The organism is Leisingera sp. (assembly GCF_982940295.1).
The window spans coordinates 1-12,150 of sequence record NZ_CEYXRG010000020.1 but is presented as its reverse complement, the minus strand read 5'-3'; the positions used below and the strand labels follow the sequence as shown (position 1 = coordinate 12,150).

Genomic DNA, 12,150 nt, shown 5'->3' with positions numbered 1-12,150 from the left:
CAATGATGTAGAAAATACTGTGCATGGCTTCCTCCGCGGGGCTGTATCGGTCGGTTCGATACTTGGACAACTCACGGCACACCCGATCAGTTCCAATTTTCCCGAAACGTGCAGTCTTTCGCCGTGCGGTGAGGTCTGTTGCCAGCATTTGGGCAGGCCAGCGCGCTCAACCGATCAGGCAGCCGGAAAAACCCGGCCTGCCCTGGCGCAGCGCTCAGTCGAAACGGGAAGAGGTGGTTATGCCTAGAACCCCGGCACTTGCACGGCCAGCGTCCGCTCGTCGAAGGCCATCAGCGGCATATGCCAGACGCTGCCCGGCCAGCGCAGCTCCATCTCAAGCTTCCGGGGCCGGTAAACCGCCGTATACAGCGTGCCGAACCCCTCGCTGAAGGCTGAGGAATACAAGGGCGGCTTCAGGAAAGCGCCGATGAATTTCTCCTCGGGCTCCACATGCAGCGTCAGCCGCTGCAGCAGGAAACGCTCCCGCTCCACCGTCGCCGTGAACCGGGCATGGCTGTCCCACTCCACCTTCTCCTGGTGGTTGGTGGCGACTGACACATGCTTGAGCACGGCTTTGCGGTCCGGCGCCATGAAGGCGGTCAGGAACTTGCGGGAGCGGTCGACCACGGTGACGTTGTAGCTCATATGCGTCGGCAAACGGGACAGCGCCGCGCCCGCCTCCTCGGCGGTCTCGCAGGTCTGCAGCACGTACCGCAGGATCAGCGGCACGCCAAAGCCTTCGCCGACAACCCGGCGGCCGCCGAAAGTCAGCGACATCGCCAGCCCGGCATCGTTGATCCCGTCCACCAGCCCCCACAGGCTGTCGCTGGTGCCCAACACCGTGCGGCCCAGCCATTCGGTCCGCATCACCACCCCGTCAAAGGCATGCGGGCTGTAATCGTAATTGCGCACCAGCACCGGATCCGGGCCGGGCCACAGCGCCTGAGAACATGCCGACAGATACGGCGGCGGGCAGTAGAAGCTGAGGAATCGCGCGGCATGATCCGCCCCGCCCGCCAGCGCGCACAGCTCCTCATAAAGCGGCAGCAGTTCCGGCATATGCGTTCTCAGCGCGTTGACGCTGTCCAGATAGCCCGGACGCGCCTCCGGGCCTTCGCGGATCCACCACTTGTGGTAGTCCGGCCAGAACTCCTGGAACAGCCCGGCCCACTTGGGACCGGGCTGGGGTTCGTCGATGGCGCGCCAGCGGATGATCATGCCCTCACGGGGTCTACATGATCTTGAAGGCAGGATCGGACACCACCGGCCCCGCCTCCTGCATCGGCAGCGGCCGCGCTTTGACATTGCTCTTGATGGCGTCGATCCAGCGCTTGCCGCGGTCGTTCAGCTGGAACCCCGGCGTCATCGAGCGGCCGCGGGTCACCAGGATGCCAATGTCTGCGCCCTCATAGCGGTAATCGCCCGGCTGCAGGATGCGCAGGAAAAACGCCTCCTGCTCGCTCTCGACCGCGCGGCGGTGATAGTCGAACCGGTCGAAGTGCACGGTGCCGTCCTCGGCCATGCGGTAAATGCCGGTCTCCGGCACCTCCGTGGCGATATCAACGGAATCATCGGTGTGCTTGATCACCATCTGCGACCAGCTGTCGATCATCTTGGGATCAGCCCAGCGGTTGTTCAGCTCCGCCACGTCCAGTTTGAACTTCTTTTTCGAGAACTCCAGCAGGTGGAACAGGAACAAGGGTGCATCCGCATGGGCAAAGGCCGCGTGGTTGGTCATCGAAGACGCGCCGGTGATGCGCGGGTTCAATTCCCCCAGCCAGATATCCCCGGTCTTCTTGTCGATCAGGAAATCCAGCTCGAAATAGCCGCGATAGCCTTCCTTGCGCAGCTGCTCGCCGAACTTGAAGGTCAGCTCGCGCGCCCGCTCGCGGGTCTTGGGCGGAAAGGCGGTCGAGAAGATCTCGTTGCCGCACCAGCCGCCGCGGTAGGGGGTCAGCTCCTTGAAGCCGACCAGCTCCGTCATCAGCGGGCCGACGATGGTGCCCTCCTTGGTGGCGCAGGCCTCGATCGCAGAGCCGCGGCAGTCGATCCGCTTCATGATCTTGATCTCGCCCTCGCCGACGATCTCATGCTCGTGGCGGCGGAAGTCGGCTTCGGAATTGATGAAGAACGTGGTGTGCCCGCTGTCGCCAAAGGCCGACTGCAGCACCACGTCATGGCCGATCCCCGCCTTCTCGCAGGTCTTCTTCAGATCCTCGTAATCCTTGACCTCCGCCAGCACGTTCGGCACCGAAGGCACCCCCGCCTTGTTGCCGATCCGGACCGTTTCGATCTTGTTGTCCATGTTCTGGCGCAGCTTGGCGCTGGGGAACCAGACCTCGCCGCCCAGCTCCTTGGCCAGCCGCTCGGTCTCCTCGTCGAACATCAGGAACACGAATTTGGGCTTGCCGCCGCGCCCCTTGATCCACTCGACCACCTCCTTGTGCTGCAGAAGGTAGTTGTTGATATCCTCGATCGACTGGAATTCCGCATGCGGCTGCTCGGACGGGCAGAACACGTTGGGGTGCTTGCCGCCGTAGCAGTCAATGTAACATATGTATTTGAAATTCTTACACCATTCATCCAGGCCCAGCAGGTTGAAATTGGTTGCCGAGACAAAATACACCGGGTCCTCGTTACGGTGGAAGTGCCGGCGTATTTCAGAGATATTGTTCAGTACTGCAGATGGCATACCATTTTTCTCCCTTTAGAATATCTTGTGCCGGGCCGCGTTCAGCTTCAGCCGTGCCTGATTGGCCTTGGCCTGCTGTTTCAGGGCCTCCTCAGTGAACACGCGCAGCCCCAGATCGGCCCGGTAGCCGTGGATCTCGCTGACGTCCAAGGCCCGCATGAAGGACAGGATCTCCTGGCTCACCACCTGCCCGGGCACCAGGATCGGAAATCCCGGCGGATACGGAATGATGAAGGAGGCTGAGACGACCTCCTGGCCGCTTTCCATCGCCGCCTTGATCGACCCGTCCAGCTCCAGATAGTCGCAGTTGTTTTCCTCATAGCTCAGGAAAAACGCCGAGCGGATATCGCCCTCAGGCGTTTCCGGGGCAGAGCGGAAAGCGTCATGGAAGCGGCTGAAGTCGGGCAGCGGCGGCAGGTCGTGCATCAGGTTGGACACCCGCTTCTCGAAGCCGCGCTTCTCCATCATCGAGGCATCGTCCAGCAATTCGTCCAGATCCGTGGCGATCTCCACCAAAACCTCTATCAGATAGGCCACCGAAGACCGCGTGGTGCCGATGTTGGTCATGAACAGCACTGTATTGCGCGAGGTCTTGTTGATCTGGATCCCGTATTTGTCCATCAGGATCTGGGTCTTGAACGTGTCGCCGTCCCAGCCGGTGCCGCCCACCGCCAGCGTCACCCGGGTCGGGTCGAGCACGAACTCGTCATGCACGATGCTGTCCCAGACGTCCGACCAGCCGCGCTCGGGATCGTAATAGCTTTCCAGCCCGCTTTCGCGGTGCTCGCTCGGGATCATGTCCGCGGCGGTCAGGATCCTGAAATATTTGCTCAGCCGCGGATGCGTCATGATCGCCCGCCGCATTGCCATGCCCGCTTCCACCTGACGATGCACGAATTCGAACCCTTCCAGCTCGACCTGCCGCCGCCCCACATCGAGCGAGGCAATGATCTGGTAGTTCGGAGAGGTCGAGGTATGCGTCATGTAGGCCTCGTGGAAACTCACCTCCACTTCGCCTTTAAAGTCCTGGTCGTTCACATGGATCATCGACCCCTGACGCAGCGAGGTCAGCGTCTTGTGGGTGGACTGGGTGGCATAGACCCGCACCCGCGCATCCGGCGGCGGCAGCAGCCGGGTGTTCAGCCACTCCTCCTCGCTGGCATCCTTCAGCTGCTTCTGCTGCTCCTCCCAGGCCTTGGCATGGGCATCGCTGCGCAGCCGCTCGCGCAGCACGTTGGCGGCGTTCATCGCGGTCCGCTGCCGGTACAGCGGGCTGAACCGGGCAAAGGCGAACCAGGCCTCGTCCCACAGGAAGATCAGGTCCGGCTTGATCGCCAGGCATTCCTCCATCATCCGCTCGACGTTGTAGACGATGCCGTCAAAGGTGCAGTTGGTGAGCAGCAGCATCCGCACCCGGTCCAGCTTGCCCTGCGCCTTGAGGTGCAGCAGCATGTGCTTGATCTCCCGCAGCGGCACCGCGCCGTACATCGAGTATTCATGCAGCGGGTAACTGTCGAGATAGACCACCTGCGCCCCCGCCAGCACCAGCCCGTAGTGGTGCGACTTGTGGCAGTCGCGGTCCACCAGCACGATATCACCGGGCCGCACCAATGCCTGCACCACGATCTTGTTGCAGGTCGATGTGCCATTTGTGGCAAAGAACGTCTGTTTCGACCCGAACGCCCGGCTGGCCTGTTCCTGCGCCTGCTTGATGGGCCCGTGCGGCTCCAGCAGGCTGTCCAGCCCGCCGGAGGTGGCAGAGGTCTCGGCCAGGAAAATGTTGGAGCCATAAAACGCCCCCATGTCCTGAATCCAATGGCTGCGCGAGACCGACTTGCCGCGGCTGATCGGCATCGCGTGGAAAACGCCGGTGGGCTGTTTGGAATACTCGACCAGCGCCGTGAAAAACGGCGTCTTATAGCGCGCCTGCACCCCCCTCAGGATATTGAGGTGCAGCTCCATGAAATCTTCCTGATTGTAAAACACCCGGCGGCAGATCCCCAGGTCATGGCCTGCGATCTCCTCGACGGAGCGGTCGGTGACCAGATAGGCGTCCAGTTCCGGCCGGACATTTGCCACCAGCCGGCACAGCGCCGGACCGTGGTCGTGCGACCGGACCGCCTCGATCCCGTCGGTGCCGCCGGCCCAATCCAGGTAGCGGGTCAGCAGCGACATCTCCATCTTTGAATCGAACTTCAGGCCCGGCCGCACCACGATGGCTTGAATGTTGTAGTTGAACAGGATCCCGATCAGCGCATCCTGCAGGCTGGGCACCACCACGGTTTCATAATGAAACGGATCTTCCGGGCGGCGCATCTTCTTGAAGTTGCTGTGCAGCCAGCGCTCCTGATGTTCGTTCACGTTGTCGACCACCAGCACCTCGAAATAGGGCTTGGCCAGCGCCCGCGCCTCGGGCGGCTGGATCACCTCGTCCTCATGCTCGTCCGCATCCGCAGAATCGCGGTCCAGCGGCACATGCCGCCGCCGGTAGGCGCCAGTGGACAGGGCCCGGCAAATCCGCTGCACGGAAAACGCCACATCGGCGTAATTGCCGTGCTCGAACTGGCGCCGCAGCTGATCAAACGCCTGCACGCCGGGAAAGGCCCAGTAGGCCTCGATCGGGCCCAGTAAATCAAACAGCGCCCGGACATTCGTCACGAGCGCTGCTTCACGTTTGGGTTTTCGGGCACTGGCCAGGGCTTCGGTTACTTCTCTCAGCGTTGTCCACTGATCGTGACGCAGCTGGATCGCGGAGTAATAGTCGCCCATTACTTGCATATGCACCTCCCATCCTGGTTATCGGCGGGAGATCAAATGGCTCTGGCTACTAGTAAATGAGACTGATCAACCGCCTGCTTTTCTTTCAGGGTAGTGTATTGAATGCAATTCGGCAAATCCGTTGGTTTCCTCGCCCGGCGCGCGAGCGTTCAGACCCGCTTGCGAGCCCTGCACCGGGATCTCCAGCGGCCCCAGCGTATGCAGGTACCCATCCGCGCCGCTGGCGCGGTCGTACACCGGGAAATCCACCTCGCGGTCGCGGAAGCTCTTCAGCACCTGGCCCAGCCCCTTCAGGCCGATTTCACGCTGGCGGCGCACCTGGTCAAGATCCAGCTCCAGCGGGAACATGTCCTCGTGGCGGCCCGACTGGTGCAGCACCGTGGCGGAAGGATCAATAATGCAGGACTGGCCCACCCCGCCGGCGCCCAGCCCGTTCACGTCGACGACGTAGCACTGGAACTGCGCCGCGGTGGCGCGGGCGATGGACAGCTCGGCATCCCGGTCCGCGGTCCCGGTCAGCACCGGATGCAGCAGCACCTCCACCCCCTGGCTGGTCAGCTGGCGGGTGGTTTCCGGGAACCAGATGTCATAGCAGATCGACAGGCCAAAGCGGCCCACGTCCGGAATGTCGAACACGCAGAATTCGGTTCCGGCCTCCACCCCCTGCTCATACGGGCGGAACGGGAACATCTTGCGGTAGACCGCCACCACCTCGCCCTGCGGATTGATGACCGAGGAGGTGTTGTAGATCTTGCCGGACTCCGTGACTTCGAACATCGAGCCCGGCACCACCCAGATCCCGTGCTTCACTGCCGCCGCGCAAAACCTCTCTATCGCCTCATTGTGCAGCGGCTGCGCGAATTTGGTCAGCGGCCCATAGGGCGCCAGTTCGCTGAACACGGCCATCTGTGTCCAGGGGAAGCGCGCCATTAGCACGTCGATCCGGTGAATCATTGCGTCGACATTCGAATGCAGTGCGTCCACGTGCATTTGGATGCCGGCGATGGAAAAGGGCGTCATTCAGCCTGTACTCCGTTGGCGTATGTTGCCCCCAGAATACAGGATTGCCGCAGCCGCCGCCATCCCGGGCAGCACACCCTGACGCCCAGACAAGGCAAGTGTTGCGCCCAGGCCGGCAAACCGCCCGGACGTCAGGCGATTGCCTGATCAATCAGCACCGCCGCCGCGGCGCGGGCATCCCGGGCCGCGGCGCTTCTGTGAGTCAGGGCAGCCAGTACAATCGCCCCCTCCTTCAGCACCATCAGCTGCCGCGCCAGCGCGTCCGGGTCCCTTGCCCCGGCCCCGGCCGCCAGACCCGTAAAATGCTCCTGCAACAGCCGCTTGTGCTCCGCCGCCTGCCTGTTGATCGGATCTTCCGGAGACTGATACTCGGCACTTGCCTTGATGAACATGCAACCCTGAAACCCGGGCTGTTCGAACCATTCCTCCAGCACATAAAACAGCGCCTCCAGCCGACCGCGCGGGGTATCCGCCCGCGCCTCAAGCCGGCCGTACAGCCAAGTGCGGAAATCCTCGTCCCGCAGTTTCAGCACCGCCAGGATCAGCTCCTCCTTGGAGCGGAAATGCTTGTAGATCGAGGTTTTCGACACCCCCGTTTCCGCCGCCACCAAGTCCATCCCGGTAGCGTGAAAGCCGTTTCCATAAAACAGATCCAGCGACTTGCGAATCAGCTCGGCACGTTTGTTAGGCCGCATTGCACCTCCAGCGGAACGGTTTATGCACCGATCAGTTAACATTATCTGCGCTGCGGACGTCAAGCTAACCAGCTGCATAAATTGATTTTTCTCATTTGGAACCGGCAGATCACGCATCTGTGCGGACAGACAGCGGGCATTAGCCTTGAATGAGTTAACTGATCAGTTCACCCTTGCATTCACAACTTGACAGATCGGTAAATAAACATGACAGAAGCACTCCGCCCCCCGCTGCCGCCGTTCACCCGCGACACCGCCATTGCCAAGGTCCGCGCCGCCGAAGACGCCTGGAACGGCCGCAACCCCGAGGCCGTGGCCCAGGCCTATACTCTGGACACCAAATGGCGCAACCGCACCGATTTCCCCCAGGGCCGCGATGCGGTGCAAGGGTTTCTGGCCGGCAAATGGGACCGTGAACTGGAATACCGGCTGATCAAGGAGCTCTGGGCCTTTGCCGGCAACCGTATCGCCGTGCGCTACGCCTACGAGTGGCACGATGAATCCGGCCAGTGGTACCGTTCCTACGGCAACGAAAACTGGGAATTTGCGGAGGATGGCCGCATGACGCACCGCTTCGCCTCGATCAATGATCTGAAGATCGCCGAGGCAGAGCGCCTGTTCCATTGGCCGCAGGGCCCGCGCCCGGCAGATCACCCCGGCCTCAGCGATCTCGGTCTCTGACAGCCCCTTGCGCGCCATCGCGACCGGGCGTGCCGTCAGCCCAGCTCCCGCGTGCGGATGCGCCTAGAATGGCCGCTCCTGGTGCGGCGACTTTCCGGAATAGCGGCGGTAGACCTTAGCGAAATGGGTCTGGCTGTTGAACCCCGATGCCAGCGCAATGTCGATAATCCGCATATTGGTCTGCAGCAGCAGGCTGCGCGCATAGTCCAGCCGCAGCCGGGTGTAATAGACCTTGGGCGTGGTCTGCAGATACTTGGCGAACAGCCGCTCCAGCTGCCGCACCGACAGCCCGACCAGATCGGCAATCCCGCCCGGCGTCAGCGGCTCCTCCAGGTTGCTGCGCATCAGGCTCAGCGCCGCCGCCAGCTTTTCATGCCGCACGCCCGTCCGGCCGTATTCGGAGACCGTCTGATCCTGGCTCCCCTTGCGGGCAGAAGAGCAGACCATCAGGTCCGCCGCCCCGGTTGCCACGGCGGCCCCGTGATGCTCCGAAATCAGGTTCAGCATCATGTCCACCGTTGCCGTGCCGCCGGCACAGGTGATCAGCTTACTCTCCATGGTGAACAGCGAGTTCCTGACCTCCACATCCGGATGCGTCTCCGCCAGGATCGCCCGCAGCGCCCAATGGGCCGAGACCTCGCGCCCCGCCAGCAGGCCGGAGCGCGCCAGCGCCAGCACACCGCCGCCCAGCGCGCCCAGGGTCACCCCCATCCGCTGCGCCTTCCTCAGCCAGCCCAGCACCTTCAGCGAGAGGCCCGGCTCCTGCCCCTGGCCGCCGCAGACAAAGATAATGCCGCCGCGCGCCAGCTCCGGCAGACCGCCGTCCACCGCCACGCTCAGCCCGTTAGGCGCGGTCACGGCCAGGCCGTCCTCGCTGACCACGCGCCAGTCATAGCGCTTGGTCCCGTCATATGTGTTCGCCGCTTCCAGCGCTGCCACCGCGCTGGACAGGTCCAGCGGCGAAAAGGCCGGCAGCAGCAGGAAGATGCAGCGGCAGGCCGGCACGGCCTGTACCGCTTCGGGGAGCGTCCGCATGGGTTGGGTCATGATGTCAGCTCCCCCGGCTCGGATCAGGCGCGCATGTTGGCGCCGTTGGCGTCGTAGACCGGCGCGCCCAGCACTTCGGCGTCATACATCTCGCCCAGGATCTCGACCTGCAGCCTGGTGCCCGCTTCGGCGTGCTCGGCAGAGACATAGCCCATCGCCATCGACGTCTTCGCGTGATGCGCATAGCCGCCGGAGGAGATGTAGCCCACCGCCGCACCATCCTTCAGGATCGCCTCGTCGTTCGACACATCAATGCCGTCCACGTCGATGGTCATGGTGACCAGCTTGCGGCTCGGGCCGGCTTCCTTGGCGGCCAGCGCGGCCTCCTTGCCGACAAAATCCTTCTTCCAGTTGATGAAGACATCCATGCCGCTTTCCGCCGCGTCGAAATCGGGGCGGAAGTCCAGCGTCCAGACACCCCAGCCCTTTTCCAGCCGCATCGACATCAGCGCCCGCGCCCCGTACCAGCGGTAGCCCAGATCGGCGCCCGCCTCCTCGATCGCCTCCGCCAGACGCAGCAGGTACTGCGGCTTGCAGTAGATCTCATAGCCCAACTCACCGGAGAAGCTGATCCGGTTCAGGATCACCGGCACGCCGCCCACAAAGGTCTGGCGCAGATCGCGGAACTTGAACGCCTCGCCCGACACATCCTCGCGCGTAATCCGCTGCAACAGCTCCCGCGACTTCGGCCCCGACAGCGCGATGCCGTGCCAGTCGTCCGAAACATTCTGATAACTCACATCCTCCGGCAGGTCCTTCTCGAACCAGCGGCGGTGCGCCTCCTGCATGGCGCCGGAGCCGAACAGCATGAAATGCTCCTCGCCCAGGCAAGCCACGGTCAGATCGCCGTACAGTTTGCCCTTGGGGGTCAGCATCGGCGTCAGGGTCAGGCGGCCCGGCTTCGGCACATAGCCCGCCAGCACCCGGTCCAGATAGGCCCGCGCGCCTGCGCCCTTGAATTCATGCTTGGCAAAGTTGGCAACCTCGATGCCGCCCACCGCCTCACGCACCGCCTTGACCTCGCGCGCGACGTAGTCGTGCGAACGGTTGCGCTCAAACGTCGGCTCCTCATGGGCATCCTCCGGCCCGTCGGCAAACCACAGCGCATTCTCCAGGCCAAAGCCCTGCCCCATCCGCGCGCCCTTGGCGACCAGCCGGTCATAGAGAGCGGTGGTCTTCTGCATCCGCCCCTTCGGCAGCGTCTCGTTCGGGAAGGTCATCACAAACCGGCGCTCGTAGTTCTCGGTCGACTTCACAGTGCCCCAGTCGGGGGTCGCGAACTCGCCGAACCGCGCCACATCCATCGCCCAGACGTCGATGGACGGCTCGCCGTCGATCATCCACTCGGCCATGGTCAGGCCCACGCCGCCGCCTTGGCAGAAGCCCGCCATGACGCCCACGGCGCACCAGTAGTTCTTCATGCCCGGCACGGGGCCGATCATCGGGTTGCCGTCGGGGCCGAAGGTGAAGGGCCCGTTGATCATGTCCTTGATGCCCGCCTCGCCAATCGCGGGAATGCGCTCAAACGACATTTCCAGACGGTCGGCAATCCGGTCCAGATCCGGCTGCAGCAGCTCATGCCCGAAATCCCAGGGCGTGCCGCCCACCTTCCAGGGCGTCCCCTTCGGCTCATAGGTGCCCAGCAGCATCCCCTGCCGTTCCTGGCGGAAATAGATGTTGGCCTCATAGTCGATACCGGCCGGCAGGCGGGTCGGGTGGTTGGCCACCGCGTCGATCTTGTCGGTAATCAGGTAATGGTGCTCCATCGGCTGCACCGGCAGGTTGATGCCCTGCATGTGCCCCACCTCACGCGCCCACAGACCGCCGCAGTTCACGATATGCTCCGCGTTGATCACACCGCGCGGGGTGGTCACATCCCAGCTGCCGTCCGGGCGCTGGGTCGTCGCGGTTACGGGCGTATGGGTGAAATACTGCGCCCCATGCACCCGCGCCGACTTGGCAAAGGCATAGGTCGCGCCCGACGGGTCCAGATCGCCGTCCTGATCGTCCCACAGCGCCGCGTGGTAATGTTTCGGATCGATCAGCGGATGGCGCTCGGCCACTTCCTTGGGGCTGATGAATTCCTGGTTCAGCCCCATATACCGCGCCTTGGAGCGTTCCCTCTTCAGGTAGTCATACCAGGTCTTGTTCGACGCCAGATAAAACCCGCCGGTGATGTGCAGGCCGACGGAATGGCCGGAGGTCTCCTCAATCTCCTTGTAAAGGTCGATGGTATAGCTCTGCAGGCGCGAGATATTCGGGTCCGACGAAATCGTATGGATCTGCCCCGCCGCGTGCCAGGAGGAACCGGAGGTCAGCTCGTCACGTTCCAGCAGCACCACGTCCTTCCAGCCGAACTTGGCGAGGTGGAACAGGATCGAGCAGCCAACGACACCGCCGCCGATGATAACCGCCTTGGCGTGGCTCGGCAGCTTCTTGTCTCCGGTGCTCTCCTCTTTGTGGATGTTGAGCGTCGATTGGGCAAAATTGTCTGACATGGGTTTGTCCTCAGATCTGGGGCAAAGCGCGGGAATTGCGGCAAGGGGCACCTAGGGGGTGCACAAGTGGTGTACGGGGGGTGCACAGGGGGTGCCGGGGCAATCCGGCATTTCCTGCATAAGCTGTGGAAATGGGTGAAGAGTTTCTTAACTCAGTACCACGCATCCGGGATCTCCTCCTTGCGGCGGGCAACATAGGCGGCCAGTTCCTCTTTCACCGCCTCATCCATTGGCGGCGCCTGATACTCGTTCAGCATCTGATTCCAGCGCTCATAGGCGCGCTGGCGCATGTCCTTGGACCCGCCTTCTTCCCAGCTCTCGACATTCTCACTGTCGCTCAGCTTCGGCTCATAAAACGCGGTCTGGTAGTTGCGCATGGTGTGGCCGGAACCCAGGAAATGACCGCCCGGAGCAACCTCGCCATAGGCATCGCGCGCCATCGCCTCGTCGCTGGTGTCCAGCCCCTGGCTCAGCACCTTCTGGTAGGACCCCAGCCGGTCCGCATCCATGATCAGCTTCTCGAACCCGGTGCACAGCCCGCCTTCCAGCCAGCCTGCCGAATGCAGAACAAAATTGGCCCCGGCCAGCATGGTGGAATGCATCGAGTCCGCACTTTCATAGGCCGCCTGCGCATCCTCGATCTTGGACGCGGTCAGTGACCCGCCGCAACGTAAGGGCAGCCCGGCGCGGCGGGCCAGCTGGCCGATGGCGTAGTTGGAAATCACCGGCTCCGGCATCC

9 protein-coding genes are annotated in these 12,150 nt (G+C 63.0%); 1 reads left to right on the top strand and 8 read right to left on the bottom strand.

Features of this window, described 5'->3' with window-relative positions; all coding sequences use genetic code 11:
* Nucleotides 1-243 precede the first annotated feature (243 nt).
* The 5 genes from AC4HIX_RS16510 to AC4HIX_RS16490 all read right to left on the bottom strand — a co-directional run bounded on the left by AC4HIX_RS16510 (nt 244) and on the right by AC4HIX_RS16490 (nt 7,185).
* Nucleotides 244-1,218 carry a C45 family autoproteolytic acyltransferase/hydrolase gene (locus AC4HIX_RS16510; RefSeq protein WP_490399767.1) on the bottom strand — a complete coding sequence of 325 codons (975 nt, stop codon included), beginning with the start codon at nt 1,216-1,218 and terminating at the stop codon, nt 244-246.
* Between the two features lie 13 nt (nt 1,219-1,231).
* Complete coding sequence (locus tag AC4HIX_RS16505) at nt 1,232-2,692, bottom strand: biotin carboxylase (protein WP_475047472.1); 1,461 nt, start codon at nt 2,690-2,692, stop codon at nt 1,232-1,234.
* 15 nt (nt 2,693-2,707) lie between these two features.
* Nucleotides 2,708-5,470 carry an aminotransferase class I/II-fold pyridoxal phosphate-dependent enzyme gene (locus tag AC4HIX_RS16500; RefSeq protein WP_490399825.1) on the bottom strand — a complete coding sequence of 921 codons (2,763 nt, stop codon included), beginning with the start codon at nt 5,468-5,470 and terminating at the stop codon, nt 2,708-2,710.
* 66 nt (nt 5,471-5,536) lie between these two features.
* Nucleotides 5,537-6,490, bottom strand: a complete 954-nt coding sequence (locus tag AC4HIX_RS16495; protein ID WP_490399766.1) for a carbon-nitrogen hydrolase family protein — start codon at nt 6,488-6,490, stop codon at nt 5,537-5,539.
* A gap of 131 nt (nt 6,491-6,621) precedes the next feature.
* Nucleotides 6,622-7,185 (bottom strand): TetR/AcrR family transcriptional regulator, encoded by a 564-nt coding sequence (locus AC4HIX_RS16490; protein WP_490399765.1) that lies wholly within the window; start codon nt 7,183-7,185, stop codon nt 6,622-6,624.
* Nucleotides 7,186-7,392: 207 nt separating this feature from the next.
* Here AC4HIX_RS16490 and AC4HIX_RS16485 point away from each other — a divergent pair, with 207 nt between their 5' ends.
* A complete protein-coding gene (locus AC4HIX_RS16485) occupies nt 7,393-7,866 on the top strand; it encodes a nuclear transport factor 2 family protein (RefSeq protein WP_490399764.1) in 474 nt (157 codons plus the stop codon).
* Nucleotides 7,867-7,929: 63 nt separating this feature from the next.
* On the opposite strand, the gene AC4HIX_RS16480 is transcribed toward AC4HIX_RS16485, so the two are convergent.
* The 3 genes from AC4HIX_RS16480 to AC4HIX_RS16470 all read right to left on the bottom strand — a co-directional run.
* The gene (locus AC4HIX_RS16480; RefSeq protein WP_490399763.1) at nt 7,930-8,913 is read right to left on the bottom strand and encodes a GlxA family transcriptional regulator; all 984 of its coding nucleotides are present in this window, start codon (nt 8,911-8,913) and stop codon (nt 7,930-7,932) included.
* A 23-nt stretch (nt 8,914-8,936) separates the two neighbouring features.
* A complete protein-coding gene (locus AC4HIX_RS16475; RefSeq protein ID WP_490399762.1) occupies nt 8,937-11,411 on the bottom strand; it encodes a GcvT family protein in 2,475 nt (824 codons plus the stop codon).
* Nucleotides 11,412-11,563: 152 nt separating this feature from the next.
* Nucleotides 11,564-12,150: trimethylamine methyltransferase family protein (locus AC4HIX_RS16470; RefSeq protein ID WP_490399761.1), on the bottom strand; the 587-nt coding region annotated here is incomplete at its 5' end.